The sequence below is a fragment of the Paenibacillus sp. NRS-1782 genome (genome assembly GCF_050467685.1).
Lineage (GTDB): Bacteria > Bacillota > Bacilli > Paenibacillales > Paenibacillaceae > Paenibacillus > Paenibacillus terrae_A.
This window is the reverse complement of record NZ_JBITPH010000001.1, coordinates 38520-57904: the sequence shown is the minus strand read 5'-3', so window position 1 is coordinate 57904 and position 19385 is coordinate 38520. Positions and strand designations below refer to the sequence as shown.

Genomic DNA, 19385 nt, shown 5'->3' with positions numbered 1-19385 from the left:
AACGAGGATCATGCAGCTATTGCCATAACAGCGTCCGATGACGTACAATATCCGTCCCATACCCTAAAGTATATTCGCTCATGCAAAAAGAAAATCCTTCTCATATACATAATTGTGGAATATTCTTTCATAATCAGGAAGCGTGGAATAAAAAAAGACCTCCCTGAGGAGGTCTTACAGGCCGCAGCATTAGCCTTGAAGCTGTAATGCCGCCTTAACAAATTCACGGAACAACGGCTGTGGACGGTTCGGACGGGAAGTGAATTCCGGATGGAATTGTACCGCCAGGAACCAAGGATGCTCAGGCAGCTCCACAATTTCCACCAAACGTCCGTCCGGTGAAGTACCGGAAATGCGAAGACCTGCCTTTTCAATAACTTCACGATATTCGTTATTGAATTCATACCGATGACGGTGTCTTTCATATACCAGCTCATCGTTGTAGCAAGCCGAAGCCAGCGAGCCTTCCGTCAGCTTGCATGGATACAATCCGAGACGCATGGTGCCACCCATATCTTCGATGTCTTTTTGATCAGGCAGCAAGTCGATGACTGGATAATCCGTAGCTGGATTGATCTCCGAGCTGTTGGCTCCATCCAGACCAGCCAGGGAACGGGCAATCTCAATGACAGATACCTGCATACCAAGGCAAATACCAAAGAACGGGATTTTCTGTTCGCGAGCATAACGGATGGTGCTGATTTTACCTTCAATTCCGCGATCGCCGAAGCCGCCTGGTACGAGAATACCACCAATGCCGCCCAGCATGTCTGCCACGTTCTCGTCCGTTACTTCTTCTGCGTTCACCCAACGGATTTTCACATCCGCATTGGCGTCAAATCCGGCGTGCGAAAGGGATTCGACCACACTTAAATAAGCATCATGCAGTGCAACGTATTTACCAACAATGGCGATTTCAACCGTTTTATCCAGCTTTCTGATCCGTTCAACAAGCCCTTCCCACTCCGTCATATCCGGTGCAGGTGTTGTCAGCTTGAGGTGATTGACTACGATCTCGTCCAAGCCTTCTTCACGCAGGTTCAATGGAACCTCGTACAAAGTCGACGCATCGCGGCATTCTACTACTGCGTTAGCATCAATATCGCAGAACAGCGCGATTTTGGCCTTCATATCGGAGGAAAGTTCATGCTCTGTACGGCAAACAATGACATTCGGTTGAATGCCGATGCTGCGTAGTTCTTTTACACTGTGCTGAGTTGGTTTGGTTTTAACCTCACCAGCAGCCTTAATATAAGGAATGAGGGTTACGTGAATGTACATTACATTCTCGCGCCCAACCTCACTTTTGAGCTGACGGATCGCTTCCAAAAATGGCAAGCTCTCGATATCGCCCACGGTACCGCCGATTTCTGTGATAATTACGTCCGAGCCCGCTTCACGGCCTGCACGATATACGCGCTCCTTGATTTCGTTCGTAATATGAGGAATAACCTGCACCGTACCGCCCAAATACTCCCCGCGACGCTCTTTACTGATTACGCTGGAGTATACCTTGCCTGTCGTGACATTGCTGTTCTTGGACAGATTAATATCAATAAAGCGCTCATAGTGTCCCAAGTCGAGATCCGTTTCCGCACCGTCATCCGTTACAAACACTTCACCGTGCTGGTAAGGGCTCATGGTCCCCGGATCAACATTGAGGTAAGGGTCAAATTTTTGAATCGTTACCTTCAGTCCCCTGTTCTTCAGAAGCCTTCCCAGTGAAGCTGCCGTAATCCCTTTGCCCAAGGAAGACACAACCCCGCCTGTCACAAAAATATACTTTGTCACTGTTTAAAACCCTCCTAAATAAAGTCCAAAATTCAGGCGACATTATGATGTTATCGTAACCCGATTACACGGATTATCATCCATGAAGAAGGCAGCGGAATCATTTTCCATGCCCGCCGCCCTTAGCCCTCTTTCATGAGTGGAAACACCCTATAAAAAACAAAAAAGCACTCCCGTAGTACGGGGCACTTTTATACAAAAAGCAAACATATAAGTCAATCAATCATAAGCCCAAGCAATAGTTTACCCCGTGTCCAATCCTCTGTCAAGGAAGTTATCTGTGTTAATTTGCCCATTGAACAAGATTGGAGGGAATCCACTAAAAAGCTTCAAACAGAAGGAGTTTCAAGAAAATGGTCATGAAAAAGGGGAGAACACATCTCCCCTTGCAGCCTGATCTTAACGAAGCGAATCATCGTCTTCTTCCGTCGACTCGTCGTCATTTTCATCTTCAGTGCCTTCCTCATCACTGAGGTCTTCATCGTCTATAACTACTTCTTCATCACTATCATCATCTTCGCCGTCGAACAGCTCTTCTTCGCCATCCTCGTCTTCACTGTCTGCATCGAAGTCGTCATCGGCGCTGTAAGTTTCTTCTTCCTCATGATAGTCCTCTTCGTCGTCATCGTCTTCGTCATTAATGATACGAGGACGTTTGGCGCCTGTCAGAGTATCTTCGGATTTATCCACTGGATACCAACGTTTCAAGCCCCACAGATTCGTACCGACACAGGCGAAACGCCCGTCAATGTTGATTTCAGTATATAGCTGAGCGATAACGTCATTAATGTCTTCGTCGGACATGCCGCGCAATTTGGCGACTTCATTCATCAGGTCACGGTAATAATATGGAGTGTTGGCCGCTTTCAATACCATAAATGCCAAATCCACCATTGGAGTCTCGTGGATTTTCTCCGGGTCAATCTTCAAGTTGAGTGGGGTACTCACCTAGGGACACTTCCTCTCACACGTAATTCACAAGAACATGTTTCAGAGCATACACGATACATGCAATACTAACATATCCATTATCAAAACTAAGTAAAACCTATTTGGAAGCAAATTGCAAGTTAAACATGGGTATCCGTACAATTTGCAGTAGTATGCCTGGAACAAGGCGGAGTACGTTAAAAAGACGGGGTCCCCCCCGTCTTTCGACTGTACCCGCTCCGGAGGAAGTCCCCAAAGTTGTTGCACAAGAGCTTATGCCCTCCATGTATCGTATGTGTCCACGATCACTTTGACACGACAAGCAGGCCTATTTCAATAAAAAAGGGGCAGGTTTCCCATGCCGCTGCTGACGCTTGCTCATACAATACCTCAGCATGGCTCATCGGAGGGGGACTGTCTCAAATGGACTATCCGGGTTTTTTGCAGCGTTTGCACGAGGGCATTTTGGAGCCGTCCGGCGGTGGACAGCACAAACATATCATTACGTTCGATAAGCCTCACCAATACCGGGAATGCCTGTCCTATATCAGGAAGCTGAAGCCCGAGCTTTCGGGATTACGGCAAGTACAACCGGCGCGTCTGATTCGCGCTCTAATCGCCCCGCTTCCAGGGAGAGACAGGCTGGGCAAATATCACAACGGGGTTACCGTTGAAGAAGATACGCGCATGAGGGTACATGGAGGAGCGGCCCACATGCCGAGGACGGAGAAAAACCTGCCCATGCCGTGGGGGGTCAAACAGGTACGCGCCTACAAGGCTTGGCCCTCTTCTACAGGAAACCGAATCAGGATTGGTGTGATCGACACAGGAGCGGATTTTCAACATCCTGATCTGCGGCATTCTCTTGCCAGAGGCATCAATCTGCTTAATCGGACCATGCTGCCCTATGACGATAACGGTCACGGCACTCATATTGCCGGTACCATCGCGGCATCCAACTATGACGAAGGTATGGTTGGTGTAGCACCACAGGCGCTGATTCATCCTATAAAAGCGTTTGACCATAACGGGGCCGCCTACGTCTCGGATATTATTCTTGGCATTGACTGGTGTGTTTTGAATCGTGTCGATATCATCAATATGAGCTTCGGCATGAAATCACGCAGTAAAGCACTGCTTGATATGGTAAACAAGGCGTACCAAAACGGTATCGTGATCGTAGCTTCCTCAGGAAACGAGGGTAAGCGTCGGAGTATTGACTACCCCGCCCGTTATTCCCAGACCATTTCGGTCGGAGCTACTGATAAATATAGACGCATCGCGCCTTTCAGTAACCGGGGACAATTTGTAGACGTGTACGCGCCGGGTGAAAAGATCATTTCCTCATGGATACACGGCAAGCATCATGAAATGAGCGGCACGTCTATGGCTACTTCCCATGTGACTGGAAGTATTGCCCTGCTCCTTTCACTGAGACCGGAAATGGAGCCTGGAGAAATCAAAGCACTGCTCAAGCGTACCGCTACACCGCTGCGCCTTCGTAAAAGCACCGGGCGCAACTCTATATCCACGAAACTTGGAGAAGTCGATGCCTTCCGACTGATGCAGGAGGGAACGAAATAATGGATGAAGTAAAATGAATTACCTCTAAACGTTTAACGTTGCGCCGGGCCCCAAAGAGTGAATGGCTTTTACAGAGCTTACTTGTTCGGTCCAGCCTTCTCTTATCAGCTCGTCACGCACAAGATCGGTCTGCGGCTTGGGCGCATGAACGAGCACAACCTGTTTACTAGGCAACTCCTTCAACATTTGCCTCACATCCGATACCCCCTGATGCACCTTGTAAATCAAATACCTAACGATACAACAGTCATTCTGGTCTGTTTTCGGACGTGTTTTATGGTTCGTACAATTCAGCAGATGTTTACCAAAAGAACCGCTTGAAGCATGTCCCGTCAAAATAACACCGTTAAGATTACTTTTTCCACTAGCTTCGCCACCCCCCGCACTCGGCGGATGATCTGATAAATACTGATAATACCACCGCGCCCGTGGCGAATCCATCATGCCATCCCCGGTTACGATCACAGCCGCAGCATTCTGTTCCAGCAGCCGTACTCGCTCCTCAGCATCACGAGGTACAAAGATCCTGTCACTGTGCAGCACTTGTTCTATCCGCACAGGTGCTTTTGGGAGCAGCCATTCTTTCAAACGGCTCAAACGCTGTAATCCCTGCCATATATCCGGCTCTACAATCATGGCTTGTTCAGGGAACTGCTCGCTGGCCCACACGATCAAATCCTGTCCCCGGCCAAAAGCGGGTACTGGAAGCAGCACATGACCACCAGAAGACAATATCTGTTCCATACCGGCCCGCAGCCGCTCCAGCTTCACAGGCTGCGGGTCTATATCCATGCCATAGGCATTATCCATAATGGAAATATCGGCTAGATTAGGTTCCGGTACGTCGGCAGCGAGCAGCTCGGATTCGCGGCTGTAGTCTCCCGAAAAGAATAACCGCTTCCCTTCCATTTCTACCACGTACCACACTGCGCCAGCCAAATGCCCACTGCGTCCCCACATGATCCGTACATCTGAAGAAGCCTCCTGCCACACCCCTAACGGCGCTTCATCCTCCAGATAACGGTAAGCAATAGATTCGATATCTCGTTCGTCGTATGGCAATTTGCCGCCTCTTGATTCTACATAAGTATGCCAGGAGCGAAAATAGGAACCTAACTGTTCCGCAGTGGCCTTTGTCGTCCAGACCTCTCCCCGGTATCCATTTTTGTACAGTAAGGGAAGCGCCATTGAATGATCTTCATGTGCATGAGACAGCAATACAGCAGTCAGCCTCTCCGCCTCCTGCGGCGGAAAAACCGGATACTGCCCGGTTCCTTCCTTTTTCACACCACAATCCAGCATGATGCGATGCTGCTTTCCTTCAAAAACATAGCAGGAACGGCCATGTTCGCCCGCTCCGCCCCAAATTCGAAGCTTGGTCATCATCATTTCCACTTTCTTTGCGAGTTTAAGCTTTCCATTAAGATCAGCAGCAGCGTAGTCAAACCGACCGATATGACCGCCATTGCCATACCAAGCGACACCTGCCCCTGTTCGAACTGGGCAAATATGTAGGTTGCAGACGTCTGGACGGATGGCGGCAAAATCAGCAACGAGCCGACCAGTTCGCGCGAAGCAATGGTAAAGGTCATCATCCAGCCTGCCAGCATCCCCGGTAAAATCAGCGGCAGCACAATCCGTCGGAATACATAAGACGGGGCGCCGCCAAACACCTGTCCTGCCTGAAAAAGAGCAGTATCTACCTGCGTAAAAGCGCTTTTGACATACTGGACTGTATAGGGAACAAACAAGATAACATACGTCAGAATGACCATACCGTACGTGTTATACAACGGAATCGGCATCCACGGCGAGTTCCACCATAAAATAAGGCCGACTACCATAACAATCCCCGGAACCGTGTTCGGAAGCAAGCTGAATGCATCCACTGTCCGCTGGAGCTTCGTACGTGAGCCGCCAATAACGAGCGCAAACCATGTGCCCAGCAGGGCGGCAATCGTCGATGCACCCAAAGAGAGAAATACGCTGTTCAGCAGCGCCTCCATGCTCTCTGAGCCCCAAGACAGTAGTTCCTTGTAATAATCGAGCGTAAAGTTATCCCAAGCCAAGCCGATCCCTCGCAGCTTCATGGTGGAAGCGGCGATAATTGAAAAATAAGGGATACCAATGGACACCATTAGCAACAATAGAATGAATGCGATACTCAGTCCCGTAGTCCAGCCGGATACACGAAGACGGGAAGGACGAGAGCCTTTACCACCTATCAGCCTGTATGTGTACTTACGGTTGATTACCGATTGTACATACCACACGAGTAGACAGGCGGTTAAAAGCACCGAGGCCATTGACGTGGCCTTGCCAAAATCAATCGGCCAACTGGAAATGTATTTGTGAATTTCCGATGTCATGACCTCATACCCGATACGTCGTCCAAAGGTGGCGGGGGTTCCAAACTCGGCAATCGTTTTGACGAAAATAAGCAGTGCGCCCATTCCGTAAGCCGATAGCAGCAGTGGTAAAATGATCCGGCGGAACCTGTACAGAAATCCTCCGCCCATAACGGCTCCGGCCTCTTCCAGACTGCCGCCAATCCTGACCAGCGCACCGCGAAGCAGCAGGTACAGGAACGGAAAAAGATGCAGACTCATGATCATCACCATGCAGCCAAAGCTGAAAAAGAACGGGGTCAAAAAATGCAGGCTCGGAAACAACTGCTCCAGATACCCATTCTTTTGCATAAACAAAATCCAGCCCATGGACCCGATATAGGGCGGGGTCATAAACGGAATCAATAGCACCACGTCCAGCCAGCGCCAGCTAGCGAGACGCGTGTTGGACATGACCCACGCGAGCGGAAGTGCAAGCACCGTCGTTCCGGCAATAACACAAATGCCCAGCCAGATCGAGCCGAACAGTACACCCGCAAATCGGGATGCAGCCAACGTCTGGAAAGGCGCAGACCATTGTAATCGTCCATCTACATACACACTTTGGATGAAAATTTGTAGTAACGGCAGCACGATCAGTAAAGCAAGCGCGATCAGAGCGAGCGTCAGACACCACGCTCTGATCTGTTTGACGGATAAGACCCCCATCCGCTACTTGAACATTTGCGTGAACTTCTCCGTCACGTCAGGCCCGTGCTCGCCCATCCATTCCCAATTGGTTTTCAGCAACGGAATCTCATCCAGATTAGCGCGCTTATCTGCTTTGACATCCGTGCGGCCCGGAAGCAAGGAAGCGTCCGCTACCAGCTTCTGCGCCTCATCCGACAGCAGATAGTCAATGAATGCCTTGGCGTTCTGCTCATGCTGTGTCGATTTGAGAATCGCCGCAGGGCGCGGGCTGATGACCGTTCCTTCCTTCGGATAAACAATGTCGATCGGCTCTCCTTTGGCTTTGGCCTTGTAGGTCATGTAATCAACCGCAGCAGCGACCATGCTTTTGGCTCCGGTAATGACCGGGTCCAGCGCTTCCTGATTGGCTCCAGCCATCGCTACGCCGTTAGCCTTGTACTGCTCGAACAACGTCCAGCCCCCATCCCCTTGGGCACTCAGGTAGCCTGTCATAAAATCCAGCGCCGAGCCAGACAGGGACGGATCAGGAATATTAATTTGGTCCTTGTACTCCGGCTTCGTGAGATCGGCCCATGAAGTCGGCGGTGTCTTCACCAGCTTCGTGTTGTACGCGATACCTAATGCGGAAGCACTGGTGCTGAAGTAGTTGCCTTCCTTGTCGGACCAAGCTGGATTCAGCTTGTCCGCGTTTTGGGCATCCGGGTAGGGCAGCGTGAGGCCGTCTTTTTTCAAGCCTTGTACAGACGGAAGAGATGCCAGCACCACCACGTCTGCTACCGGATTCGCCTTCTCGGCTTCCATGCGGGCCAAAATTTTACCTGTCGTTCCCTGGAACAGCTCGACCTTCACTCCGCTTTGCGCCTCATACCCCGCTACCAGCTTTTTTGCCAGCCCGTCCGGGCCTGCGCTGTAGACAACCAGCTTCTGATCGGTCGATGCCGCTCCGGCTTGTCCTGCTGATCCGGTGGCTTGCGCTCCATCCTTGGATGGTGTAGCCGTTCCACAGCCTGCGACAGCCAGTCCAAAGGTCAATGTTAATGCGAGCATCGCGCCCTTTTTCCAACCTGTACGAAAAACGTGCTTGTTCATCATCTTGTGTTATACCCCTTTTCCCTATGAATCGAGTTGGTGGATGTGTTGCGGTGATACCCAAATTTGCTTTTGTTCCCCGATAGGCAAGCGGGTGGAATGATATGCAGTCCATAGCTCGCCGCTCGCCGCCAGTATGCGGATTTCATAACGGTCCCCAACATAGCTGATATGACGAATCTCCACTGTAAAAGAGCGCTGATCCACTTGATTCTGTTCCCAGCGGACATGCTCGGGACGGAATAGTGTTCGTTCCGGCTCCAGCCAGTTCGATTTGCCAATGAACCTAGCCACCTCTGGATGAGATGGGCGACCGTAGATCATCTCCGGTGTTCCGGTCTGCAAAATATGTCCACTTCTCATGACGACCACTTCATCGGACATTGACATGGCCTCGATCTGATCATGGGTGACGTACAGGGCAGTCAGCCCCAGATCGCGCACCAGCGACAGCATTTCGATGCGCATCTCTTCGCGAAGCACCGCGTCCAGCGCACTGAGCGGCTCGTCAAACAAGACAAGCCTCGGCCGAATGGCGACCGCGCGGGCAAAAGCGACCCGCTGCTGCTGGCCACCAGACAGCTGATGAGGATACCGATCCTCCATCCCCGACAGTCTGACTTTGTCCAGCGCCTCCAATACTGCTGTTCGCAGCTCCTTGCCACGCCCGCTACCGGAACCGGGTCCTTTTCCCTGCTTGCCCGCACGCAGGCCGAAGGCCACATTTTCAAACACCGTCATATGCGGCCACAGCGCGAAATCCTGAAACACCATGCCGAAATGACGAAGATGCGCGGGAATATCCTTTTTGCGTTCAGCCGAAAAAAGAACTTCCTCTCCCATCGTGATCGTGCCGGTATCCGGCGTCTCCAGCCCTGCGATCATACGCAAAAGCGTTGTTTTTCCACAACCGGATGGACCGAGCAGTGTTGTGAATTGTCCCCGCCGTACAACCAGATTCGTCTCGTGCAATGCGGTCATATGGCCGAAGGTTTTACTCAACCCGTGAATATATAGATCCTGATTCATCGCATTACCTGCCTGTTCTTATGACTGACCCCAGTGTAAAGCTTGAATTCGCAGCCTATGTTATTGGAAAGTTAAAACAAAATTAATTATTTCAATGAATTGTGTTAACACTCATAGATTTAATCTATATAGAGGGGATTGGTACCGCCGCACATGGAGCGGGCATGAATTTCCGATCAACCTGAAAGCGGGGCATTCCAAGTGAATTTAAGTCTTCTGAAGCTGCATATTGTAGAGTTGCTGAACAAGCATCATAAAATTACCACAGTAGCCGAGCTTCTCGGTCTGAAACAACCGACCATTACCTTTCATATGAGAAATCTGGAGCGGGATTTGGGGGTGAAGCTGTTCGACACGCGTATGGGCAAAATCATCCTGACGGATGCCGGGCACGCGCTGCTACACTATGCCGGCAAGATTAATGCGCTCGCCGCCGAGGCGGAGCGGGTTGTATGCGAGTTCGACACACTCCAGCGAGGGAGCATTCGAATCGGCGCAAGCTATGTACCAGCTACCTATGTGCTTCCTGCGGTGCTGCACCGTTTTGCCCGGGAACATCCGGGGATTCATATTGCTATGTCCGTGAAAACTGCTCCGGTGATCAAGGACATGCTTGCCCGTCACGAAATCGACCTTGGCGTTATTTCTACAGAGCCGTTTCAAGTGCCCACGCTGGTATCGGAATCCTTGGGCGAGGATGAACTGGTACTGATCTGCGCACCGGATCACCCGCTCGCAAGCGAAACCGATTTAACATCTGAGCGAATCGCTTCTTCCTCTTTCGTGCTGCACGGCAAGGATTCCAGCACACGCCAAATGACCGACAAATGGCTGGAGCATGGCGGACGCCGCCTCCCCTCCTATTTGGAGCTGGATTCGCTGGAGGCTATCAAACAGGCGGTCATGCTGGGAGAACACGTCTCTTTCGTCTCCCTCGTAGCTGTGCAGTCCGAGATCGAACGCAGGATGCTGGTCATACGGCCCATTCCGGGCCAACGTGTGGAGCGGTACATTTATATGGTTAGCAATAAGGACCGCCACCGCTCGGCGCTAATACGCCAGTTTGCTGAATATTTATCTGGGAACCAAGAATAAATCTTACCTGTCATATAGAAATTATGTTATTTTTTAACCAAAGTACCAGCTTGTCTTGACATACGACTGACATTACACCCGTAAAGTGTAGCGTGTACCCCATTCGGACGAAGGAGAGGATTGGATGAAAACGGTTCTTCGGATCACAAAGGCTGTGTCGGTATTCACCCTAAGTGCAGTGCTGCTTGTAACGGGATTAAAGGGTGCCGAGCCTGCACAGGCTGCCCCCAATGCCACACCAAGCTATGAGGTAAAGCTGCTGCTGGATACAGCTCAGGTCCTCAATGCGGACGGCTCTTTGAAAAGCAGTGTAGCCAACGAGTTTCAAATTAGCGAAGCTGCGCAACGATTGAGCGTCGAATATTTTGACACGGATCAGCTGCAATTGAACAACGAGGGCTGGAATGTCAGATTTCGCAAAAAAGAAGATAAAAAGAATTATGAATTAACCTACAAGAAGCGGTACACAGTCACGAACGGAGATATCAACGCAGCTCTCACCCAAGCTAGTAAAGAAGGCTTCAGCGCATCCGACGATAACTACGATGCCGAGGTGGATTGGGGTTATAGCAAGCAGACGCTGAGCTTTTCCAATGACAAAAAAACGAGCGCTTCCAAAGGATTAACTCTTCCCTCCCCGGATCAGGCGTTAAAGCAACTATTGGACAATCTTCCGGGCAAGCTGCAAAACTGGAAAACCAGCAATTGGGGCAAACAAGCCCTGGCAGACTCCAGAGTACGCGGTCCTGTACAGGTCAGCAAATATGGAGGAACCTTCCAAGGATTGGATACCGACGTTGAAGTCTGGCCTATCCGCAGTGCGAACGAATCAGGTACAGATACCATCATTGAAATCTCCTTCAAAACCTCGGACTACAGCGTTGCCTCCAGCAATCGCACCAAGCTGATTAATCTGCTGCAATCCAAAGGATGGCTGGTTCCCGCCGATTCCCTGAAAACGAATTTAGTGCTGGAACGCTACTAAGCTACTCAAACAAAAAAGGAACCGCACGTGCCACCCTGCTGGGGATGGTACGGACGGTTCCCTTTATCATTAAAGTGGATTGCTTACATGCGTTCTGGTGCAGACACGCCTACCAGCTTGAGGACGTTGGCAATCGTAGTACGCACCGCGCCAAACAGTGCCAAGCGGGCCTGCGTTTGAGCGGCATCCTCAGTGATCACACGCTCTGCTTTATAGTAGCTGTGGAACAGCGATGCCAGCTCGTAGACGTAACGAATCATACGGTGCGGCGCAAAGCTCGCAGCCGCTACCGATATTTCCTCCGGCAGCTCGCCGATTTTGCGCAACAGGTCGTATTCATGCTCAGCCGTCAGTTTGGACAGATCAACCTCTGCCAACGGCAGTACGGCAATGCCCTGCTCCTCAGCTTGACGGTATACGCTGCACGCCCGCGCGTGGGCATACTGCACGTAGAATACCGGATTTTCATTGGAAGTGGAAATCGCCAAATCCATGTCAAAATCCAAATGTGAATCCATGCTGCGCATCGTGAAGAAGTAACGGATCGCGTCCACACCCACTTCTTCCATCAGGTCTTCCATCGTCACGGCCTTGCCGGTACGTTTGGACATTTTTACCTTTTCCCCGTTTTGGAACAGGCTGACCATTTGGGCAATCAGCACTTTGAGCTTATCCGGGTCATTGCCCAGTGCTTCCATAGCTGCTTTCATCCGAGGAATGTAGCCGTGGTGATCCGCTCCCCAAATGTTGATGATTGTATCATACCCACGGGCATATTTGTCACGATGGTAAGCGATATCCGGGGTCAGGTACGTGTATGTACCGTCATTTTTGATCAAGACACGGTCTTTATCGTCGCCGTACTTGGTTGTGTTCAGCCATGTGGCTCCGTCCTTCTCGTAAATCTCCTCACGGTCACGCAGCTCATTCAGTGCTTTAAGCACTTCACCGTTCTCATACAGCGATGTTTCGCTAAACCAGGAGTCAAAAGGTACACGGAACAGCTCCAGATCGCGCTTGATCTTGTTCAGTTCCTTTTCCAGACCGTAGTCACGGAAATAAGCTGCGCGGTCGCCTGGTGTCAAAGACAGCAGGGAATCGCCCTTCTCGGCCACCAACTCCTTGGCAAAGCCAATGATGTCCTCACCATGATACCCATCCTCTGGCATCTCGGCAGGCTGTCCCAGCTCCTGCAAGTAACGCGCCTCAATCGAGCGGCTCATGTTGTAAATCTGGTTGCCCGCATCATTAATGTAGTATTCACGAGTTACCTTGTATCCGGCAAAATCAAGCACGTTGCAGAGGGCATCCCCTACTGCCGCACCGCGCGCATGGCCCAAGTGCAGGCTACCTGTCGGGTTCGCACTGACGAACTCGATTTGTACCTTTTTGCCTGCACCTTCCTGTATACGTCCGTAATCCGCTCCCTGCTCCTGCACTTGTTTAATGACAGCATAAAGGTAGCTTTTGTTCAGACGGAAGTTAATAAAGCCCGGTCCGGCAATTTCCGCGCTTTCAATCGAAGCGGCAGCCAAGTCCATATTTGCGATCAAATCTTCTGCAATTTGACGCGGGTTTTTCTTCGCAATGCGGGTGAGCTGCATCGCAGCATTCGTAGCCAAATCACCGTGCGACTTGTCCTTCGGCACCTCCAGCGTAATCGTCGGCAGCTCTTCGCGGCTCACGATTCCGGCAGCCAGTACCGCTGCCTCGATAGCTGAGGTCACCTTTTGATTTATAAGTTCCAGTGGATTGCTTGTCATGATTGTTGCTCCTCCTGTATATGCAAACTGATGGCAAAATGCCCCGAGAAATCCTCAAATACGTACAGATCATAAGTCCAGCTCACATGTCCGGTAAATCCGTCCATTCGAATATCGAGCTTCTGCGTATGCGCAGACATGTTCAAGCTTACATAAGGCGATCGGTAAAATCCCGGCAATCTTCGTCCCAGCGCAAATGACTGCTCCGATTGCACCTCGCCATGACGAATCAGCTTCAACTCATCCGGTCCAATTTTGATTGTGTTCCGTGTCGTTCCGCCCTCAGGTCCCTCTTGGGGTTCATCGTACCTTACATATAGATGCTTCCCACGCATGATGGCTTCTCCGGGAAGCTCCTGTACCACATCTTCTCCGTCATGATGACTATGAAGACGGATTTGGACCTTTGCATTATGTGGCATGTGTTCAGACTCCATTCTATCGCTATCCTACTGTACTACTATATCCAGTTCCCGTTTGCAATTCAAATGAGATTTTACAAAAAGATGCTTTCATCCACAAAAAAAACAGCTACTGTGGAGTGACTCCATGAGGTGCTTGGCTAAAGCTTTCGATAAATCGGGAAGCCAGAGAAGACATGTATTTATCCTTGAGCCAAACAGCCGCCACACGAGTATGCAATTCTTCACACATAATTTCCTTCACCATTAACTGGTTATTGCTGCCCAAAGACAGCGCGGATCGCGAAATCATACCGATACCCAGTCCTTCATTAGCCCAGTGAAGCGTAGTGCGGGCATCATCGTTTTTGCAAAAGAAATTTGGCTCAAAGCCATGCTTCATGCAGGCATCGTGGATCAATTGCTCAAAGCGACGGTATACGATGAGCGGTCTGTTTTTCAAGTCGGACAGTGGAATCGTCTTCTGGTCAGGGTTCCAGTCATGCTCTTCTGTCATCACCGCGACCATCGGCTCGGAGGCTGCATATCTGCACCCCAGATCGGTGGTGTTGAACGGCGTTCTGACGATACCGACCTCTACAATCCCCTTGTTCAACAGATCGAGGATCATGAACGTATTTCCCTCATGAATTTCAAATTTTACGCCCGCATAGGTTTTGTGAAATTCGGAAAGCCTGTCTTTCATCAGGGCTGCGCCAGAAGAAGAGACGGTTCCTATCGTGAGCGTTCCATTAATACCCATAGCAAAATCGTTTATTTCCCTCGTCGTGGCATCCGTCAGCTCCAATATCTGCTTGGCCCTGTTCTGCAAAATGATTCCGGCCTCTGTCAGATGAATGCTTCGCGGGCCTCGATGCATGAGCTTTACACCAAGCTCCTCCTCCAGCTGCATAAGCTGCTGACTGAGGGGAGGCTGTGCGATTTTCAGCTTTTTAGCTGCCGCTGTGATTTGTCCCGCCTCTGCAATCGCCAAAAAATACTTGAGATGTCTCAATTCCATCATGAACCTCCGGTACTGATATATGTAAAACCTATACCTCTAATATATATTAAATATTATTCATATGGTTGGGGATATGCCATAATCATATTCAGTTATCAGATTGGGTCAACGGGCTTTATACATTATTCAGGTTAGGTGATGGTTTATTTGCTGAAATTTGCTGTTTTTTTGAAGCCTTATAAGAAGGAAAGTATTCTTGGACCTCTGTTTAAACTGATTGAGGCGATTTTGGAATTATTGCTGCCTACCATGGTAGCCCTAATGATCAATCATGGCGTCGGCAAAGGAGATACCCATTATGTTTGGCAGATGGGTCTGTTGATGTTGCTTATGACCGTGCTGGGCTTTGGCAGCTCAATGGTGTGCCAGTTCTACGCAGCCCGGGCCTCTCAAGGATTCGGAACCACGCTGCGCAATACGATGTTTAAGCACATTTCATCGTTCTCTTATGTCGATCTGGATAAGTTTGGTACACCCTCACTCATCAATCGGATCACGAACGATGTGAATCAGCTCCAGACGGCTGTGGCGATGCTGATTCGTCTGGTCATTCGCGCTCCTTTTATTTGTATTGGCGCTATTATCATGTCGATGATTCTGGACTTCCGCCTCGCCTTGATACTGTTGGGGGCTACGCCAATTCTGGCTTTGATTCTGTATCTGGTGATCACCAAGGCTTCGCCGCTGTACCGCCAGTATCAGAAAAAGCTGGACAACATCGCTCTTGTGCTAAGCGAAAATCTTACAGGAGTAAGGGTCATACGTGCCTTTGCCAAAAGAGGAACCGAACGAGTCAAGTTCAATACAGCATCGGATGACCTGACCCAAACCGCCATCCGTGTCGGACGTATTTCCGCTTTGCTCAGCCCGGCCACCTTGTTAGTGGTTAACGGAGCCATTATTGCGATTTTGTGGGTCGGCGGCATTCATATTCAATATGGATCTCTTACACAAGGGGAGATAATTGCTTTTATTAATTATATCACGCAAATCTTGCTTGCTCTGATCGTTGTTACCAACTTAATTATTCTGTTCACCAAGGCTTCAACCTCGGCTGCACGGATTCAGGAGGTTCTGGATACACAAGCTTCGATCTCCGATGTTGCTACATCTGAAGGTCAGCCAGGTAAAGATCATAATTTCTCACAACAAACCGCACCAGTTATCGCTTTTGATCACGTCTCCTTCGGATACAACCAAACCGGACAATTGGCGCTGAGCGATATTACCGTAGACATCTTCCCCGGTGAAACGGTCGGTATCATCGGAGGGACGGGTTCGGGGAAATCTACATTTGTGAATCTCATTCCCCGGTTCTATGATGCGGTGGAGGGGCGTGTTCAGGTCGATGGCATCGACGTTCGCCAATATAAGCTTGAGCCATTGCGGCAGAAAATCGGGATTGTTCCACAGAAGGCGCTGCTGTTTACCGGCACCATAGCGGATAATATTCGTTGGGGTCATGAACACGCCACCGATGAGGAAGTCGCCCGAGCCGCAGCCATTGCGCAAGCGGATGAATTCATTTCCAATCTGCCCGAAAAATACAATGCTCCGATTGCCAGGGGGGGCCTTAATCTGTCGGGAGGTCAAAAGCAACGTCTAACCATTGCCAGAGCTATTGTAGGGAATCCGCAAATCCTCATTTTGGACGATTCCTCAAGTGCACTCGATTTTGCAACCGATGCCGCCTTGCGTACATCGTTACGGGAAAATAGCAGCAGCATGACCGTCCTGCTTGTCTCGCAACGTGTCAGCAGCGTACAGCATGCCGATAAAATTATTGTGTTTGATGAAGGGCGGATTGTCGGTGTCGGCACACACGAACAGTTGATGAGCAGCTCCGATGTATATCAGGAAATTAATCGTTCCCAGCTCTCAACGCAGGAGGTAGACCAATGAGCGCCAAGGAAACCTGGAGAAGATTGTTAGCCTATGTAGGTCAATATAAAAAAACAACGTTTTGGGTCATCATTAGCGCCATTCTCAGCGTGCTTGCCAGTCTGATCGGTCCCTATATGATCGGTCAGGCCATCGACCATATGGTGGATAAGGGAGTGGTGGATTTTAGGGGGATCGCGCATATTCTTGCCGGATTGGGCATCGTGTACGCCGTTGGCAGCTTGTTTAGCTGGCTGCTCACCTATTTGACAAACCGTATTGCTTATCAGACGGTCAATGATATGCGGCGAGAGTTATTTGAACATTTTAATGTCCTGCCGTTAAGCTTTCATGACAATCACCCGCAAGGTGACAGCATCAGCCGTTTTGTGAACGATATGGATGCCGTGTCGGATGGGCTACTTCAAGGCTTTTCTACTTTGATTACCGGGATTATAACGATTATAGGCTCGATTGTGCTTATGCTGTATATCAGTCCGATGATGATGCTGGTCGTGCTGGTGTCAGCCCCGGTTACGTATGGCGTGGCACGGTTTATTACCACACGATCCCAACGTATGTTCCGCGAACAGGCCCAAATTTTAGGGAGCCTGAATGGTTATGTGGAGGAAATGATCGGCGGACAGCGGGTGGTTACAGCCTTTCATTATGAAAACCGTTCTTTGGAGGAATTTGCCGCCAAAAATGACCAATTGTATCAAGCCGGGGTAAAATCACAGTTTTATGGATCATTGTCCAATCCCTCCACCCGTCTGGTGAACAACATGACCTTCTCGGTCACGGCGATGATCGGCTGTATATCCATCATTTTGGGTGTAATTTCGGTAGGCGGATTGTCAAGCTTTCTGATCTATACGAACCTGTTCGCCAAACCCTTTAATGAAATCACAGGGGTACTGACTCAGTTCCAAGCGGCTACAGCTTCTGCCCAGCGCATATTCGCTATTTTGGACTCACCGTCTGAGCAGCCGGAAAAATCAAACGCCGTACATTTGGAGCGCAGCAGAGGCACAATTCTTTTTGATCATGTGAAATTCTCCTATAACCCGGAACGTACGCTCATTACGGACTTTAGTCTGGAGGTTAAGCCGGGTACCCGTGTTGCGATTGTCGGGCAGACCGGAGCTGGTAAAACCACGCTCGTTAACCTGCTCATGCGCTTTTATGATGTAGATAGCGGCTCGATATCCATCGACGGGGTGAATATCAATGACATGAGCCGGGACAGCCTGCGAACTAATTTTGGTATGGTACTTCAGGATACATGGCTGTTCAGCAGTACGATTCGAGACAATATCGCTTACGGAAAGCCGGAAGCGACGGAAGAAGAAGTGATCGCGGCTGCGACGGCTGCCAATGCACATAGCTTCATCAAGCGGCTGCCTCATGGCTACGATACGGTCATCAGCGGTTCAGGCGACAGCCTGTCGCAAGGTCAAAAGCAGCTACTCACCATCGCGCGGGTCATCCTCGTCGATCCACCTATGCTGATTCTGGATGAAGCGACCAGCAGTATAGACACCCTGACAGAAGCGCGTATTCAGAAGGCGTTTATGAAAATGATTGCCGGACGCACCAGCTTTGTGATCGCCCACAGACTATCGACCATCCGCGAAGCGGATCTGATTTTATACATGAAAAACGGCGATGTGGTCGAAAGCGGAACCCATGAGGGTCTGCTTGCCAGCGAGGGGCATTATGCCTCGCTCTATAACAGCCAGTTCACTACGGCCTAGCATAGGGGGCTGAGGGGATAAGCCGATTGCAAAAGAGCAATCGGCTTTTTTTTGTGATGTAATAAGCAGTAACGTGTCATCTTTTTTCTTATAGATGATTCTCTCTTGCGTTTCCTCGTCTGTTGGCTTACCATCACGGGTACTTCCCAGAAAATTAAAGAGTGCCAATTGAAGCTTTTCGGAAATCATTCAATAACCAACCTGATCACCAAGGCTCGAAAGCTTCGGTGCGTTCCTTAATTGATTTTCCATGATAAATATTTACCACAGCTAAAGTCTAGTGGCGGGTCATCAAGCGATCATTTTCCGATCAAGAAACGCTCATAATTTATTGAGACTAACTAATGGATATATATATAATAGTTTTGTCAACAGGGTTAACAGTTACCCTCATTGATTTACAAACGCTAGCAAAGTATCTTATCGCTAGATTATCCTTAAATGTTTCATCCAAAGACCATTGGTGCGGTAATAAAATTAATTCTCCTGAATCTCGTATAAAAGTATTGTTTAAAAATGTCCACAACTTAATGATTGATTTTTCAGATGACCTCTGGATCAACTCAATATTAACTTTGTATTCTTTCACTTCCGAGTAATTAATCGTCACAGATTTATTTCTATACAAAGTATATGCAATTGGATTAATTTCACCCGTGCCGATTAGCTTTTCAAGAATTTTTCTCGAAAGTGGCTTTAATCTAGTTAGCATAATTTGAGAATGATCTTTATACTCAACAATTTTACACTCATCAAAATGTGGTCCGATTTCTTGCAATACTTGCTCTTTAATATCATCATCAAAAACTGGGATATGTAATACAGCATCTGGATCGCCAGTTTCAAATGGTAATAGAAAAAATTGAGCAATTACTGATAAGTCCTCCTCCATAGGCTCATTTGTTTTAACTTTTCTTATGATAGGTCTATCGCCAATATTATTTTTGTTGCTTATTTCCACATCTTTTTCTTCTTGAATGTTCACAATTTCTTCAAATAGTTTCATCTTGATCCCTCC

General features: G+C 49.3%; 15 protein-coding genes. 5 read left to right on the top strand and 10 right to left on the bottom strand.

Annotated features, from left to right (window positions below; translation table 11 throughout):
• Positions 1 to 189: 189 nt before the first annotated feature.
• Positions 190 to 1791, bottom strand: a complete 1602-nt coding sequence (locus ACIFQM_RS00275) for a CTP synthase (RefSeq protein WP_014279132.1) — start codon at positions 1789 to 1791, stop codon at positions 190 to 192.
• 399 nt (positions 1792 to 2190) lie between these two features.
• Complete coding sequence (gene rpoE, locus ACIFQM_RS00270; RefSeq protein ID WP_430044020.1) at positions 2191 to 2739, bottom strand: DNA-directed RNA polymerase subunit delta; 549 nt, start codon at positions 2737 to 2739, stop codon at positions 2191 to 2193.
• A gap of 405 nt (positions 2740 to 3144) precedes the next feature.
• On the opposite strand from rpoE, the gene ACIFQM_RS00265 reads away from it, so the two are divergent.
• On the top strand, positions 3145 to 4305 hold the full coding sequence (locus ACIFQM_RS00265) for a S8 family peptidase (RefSeq protein ID WP_430064744.1): 1161 nt from the start codon (positions 3145 to 3147) through the stop codon (positions 4303 to 4305).
• A 24-nt stretch (positions 4306 to 4329) separates the two neighbouring features.
• Here the strand turns inward: ACIFQM_RS00265 and ACIFQM_RS00260 are convergent, their stop codons facing one another.
• From ACIFQM_RS00260 to ACIFQM_RS00245, 4 genes are read right to left on the bottom strand one after another with little or no spacing between them, the layout of a single operon-like run.
• Positions 4330 to 5694, bottom strand: coding sequence for an MBL fold metallo-hydrolase (locus tag ACIFQM_RS00260; RefSeq protein ID WP_430064742.1), 1365 nt, complete (start codon positions 5692 to 5694; stop codon positions 4330 to 4332).
• On the bottom strand, positions 5691 to 7361 hold the full coding sequence (locus ACIFQM_RS00255; RefSeq protein WP_430044014.1) for an ABC transporter permease: 1671 nt from the start codon (positions 7359 to 7361) through the stop codon (positions 5691 to 5693). The genes ACIFQM_RS00260 and ACIFQM_RS00255 overlap by 4 nt, the downstream gene beginning before the upstream one ends.
• A 3-nt stretch (positions 7362 to 7364) precedes the next feature.
• Positions 7365 to 8435: an ABC transporter substrate-binding protein gene (locus ACIFQM_RS00250; RefSeq protein ID WP_430044012.1), complete on the bottom strand. Its 1071-nt coding sequence runs from the start codon at positions 8433 to 8435 to the stop codon at positions 7365 to 7367.
• Between the two features lie 21 nt (positions 8436 to 8456).
• Positions 8457 to 9461, bottom strand: coding sequence for an ABC transporter ATP-binding protein (locus ACIFQM_RS00245; RefSeq protein WP_430044010.1), 1005 nt, complete (start codon positions 9459 to 9461; stop codon positions 8457 to 8459).
• A 201-nt stretch (positions 9462 to 9662) separates the two neighbouring features.
• Here ACIFQM_RS00245 and ACIFQM_RS00240 point away from each other — a divergent pair, with 201 nt between their 5' ends.
• Positions 9663 to 10556 (top strand): LysR family transcriptional regulator, encoded by an 894-nt coding sequence (locus ACIFQM_RS00240; RefSeq protein WP_430064740.1) that lies wholly within the window; start codon positions 9663 to 9665, stop codon positions 10554 to 10556.
• 124 nt (positions 10557 to 10680) lie between these two features.
• On the top strand, positions 10681 to 11541 hold the full coding sequence (locus ACIFQM_RS00235) for a hypothetical protein (RefSeq protein ID WP_430044005.1): 861 nt from the start codon (positions 10681 to 10683) through the stop codon (positions 11539 to 11541).
• Positions 11542 to 11624: 83 nt separating this feature from the next.
• Here ACIFQM_RS00235 and argS read toward each other — a convergent pair whose 3' ends face one another.
• The 3 genes from argS to ACIFQM_RS00220 all read right to left on the bottom strand — a co-directional run bounded on the left by argS (position 11625) and on the right by ACIFQM_RS00220 (position 14726).
• Positions 11625 to 13304 carry an arginine--tRNA ligase gene (gene argS, locus ACIFQM_RS00230; RefSeq protein WP_430044003.1) on the bottom strand — a complete coding sequence of 560 codons (1680 nt, stop codon included), beginning with the start codon at positions 13302 to 13304 and terminating at the stop codon, positions 11625 to 11627.
• Positions 13301 to 13741, bottom strand: coding sequence for a DUF1934 domain-containing protein (locus ACIFQM_RS00225; RefSeq protein ID WP_430044001.1), 441 nt, complete (start codon positions 13739 to 13741; stop codon positions 13301 to 13303). The genes argS and ACIFQM_RS00225 overlap by 4 nt, the downstream gene beginning before the upstream one ends.
• 94 nt (positions 13742 to 13835) lie before the next feature.
• Entirely contained in the window at positions 13836 to 14726 is an 891-nt protein-coding gene (locus ACIFQM_RS00220) for a LysR family transcriptional regulator (RefSeq protein ID WP_430043999.1), read from the bottom strand.
• 150 nt (positions 14727 to 14876) lie between these two features.
• On the opposite strand from ACIFQM_RS00220, the gene ACIFQM_RS00215 reads away from it, so the two are divergent.
• Both ACIFQM_RS00215 and ACIFQM_RS00210 read left to right on the top strand, forming a co-directional pair.
• Positions 14877 to 16631 carry an ABC transporter ATP-binding protein gene (locus ACIFQM_RS00215; RefSeq protein WP_430043997.1) on the top strand — a complete coding sequence of 585 codons (1755 nt, stop codon included), beginning with the start codon at positions 14877 to 14879 and terminating at the stop codon, positions 16629 to 16631.
• Positions 16628 to 18367 carry an ABC transporter ATP-binding protein gene (locus tag ACIFQM_RS00210; protein ID WP_430043995.1) on the top strand — a complete coding sequence of 580 codons (1740 nt, stop codon included), beginning with the start codon at positions 16628 to 16630 and terminating at the stop codon, positions 18365 to 18367. Before ACIFQM_RS00215 ends, ACIFQM_RS00210 begins: the two co-directional genes overlap by 4 nt.
• Before the next feature lie 337 nt (positions 18368 to 18704).
• Here ACIFQM_RS00210 and ACIFQM_RS00205 read toward each other — a convergent pair whose 3' ends face one another.
• Complete coding sequence (locus ACIFQM_RS00205) at positions 18705 to 19373, bottom strand: hypothetical protein (protein WP_430064738.1); 669 nt, start codon at positions 19371 to 19373, stop codon at positions 18705 to 18707.
• Between the last annotated feature and the right edge of the window lie 12 nt (positions 19374 to 19385).

Coding starts and splice junctions, on each gene's coding strand:
- ACIFQM_RS00265 (WP_430064744.1), top strand. CDS start 3,145: ATGGACTATCCGGGTTTTTTGCAGCGTTTGCACGAGGGCATTTTGGAG.
- ACIFQM_RS00260 (WP_430064742.1), bottom strand. CDS start 5,694: ATGATGATGACCAAGCTTCGAATTTGGGGCGGAGCGGGCGAACATGGC.
- ACIFQM_RS00255 (WP_430044014.1), bottom strand. CDS start 7,361: ATGGGGGTCTTATCCGTCAAACAGATCAGAGCGTGGTGTCTGACGCTC.
- ACIFQM_RS00250 (WP_430044012.1), bottom strand. CDS start 8,435: ATGATGAACAAGCACGTTTTTCGTACAGGTTGGAAAAAGGGCGCGATG.
- ACIFQM_RS00245 (WP_430044010.1), bottom strand. CDS start 9,461: ATGAATCAGGATCTATATATTCACGGGTTGAGTAAAACCTTCGGCCAT.
- ACIFQM_RS00235 (WP_430044005.1), top strand. CDS start 10,681: ATGAAAACGGTTCTTCGGATCACAAAGGCTGTGTCGGTATTCACCCTA.
- argS (WP_430044003.1), bottom strand. CDS start 13,304: ATGACAAGCAATCCACTGGAACTTATAAATCAAAAGGTGACCTCAGCT.
- ACIFQM_RS00225 (WP_430044001.1), bottom strand. CDS start 13,741: ATGGAGTCTGAACACATGCCACATAATGCAAAGGTCCAAATCCGTCTT.
- ACIFQM_RS00220 (WP_430043999.1), bottom strand. CDS start 14,726: ATGGAATTGAGACATCTCAAGTATTTTTTGGCGATTGCAGAGGCGGGA.
- ACIFQM_RS00210 (WP_430043995.1), top strand. CDS start 16,628: ATGAGCGCCAAGGAAACCTGGAGAAGATTGTTAGCCTATGTAGGTCAA.
- ACIFQM_RS00205 (WP_430064738.1), bottom strand. CDS start 19,373: ATGAAACTATTTGAAGAAATTGTGAACATTCAAGAAGAAAAAGATGTG.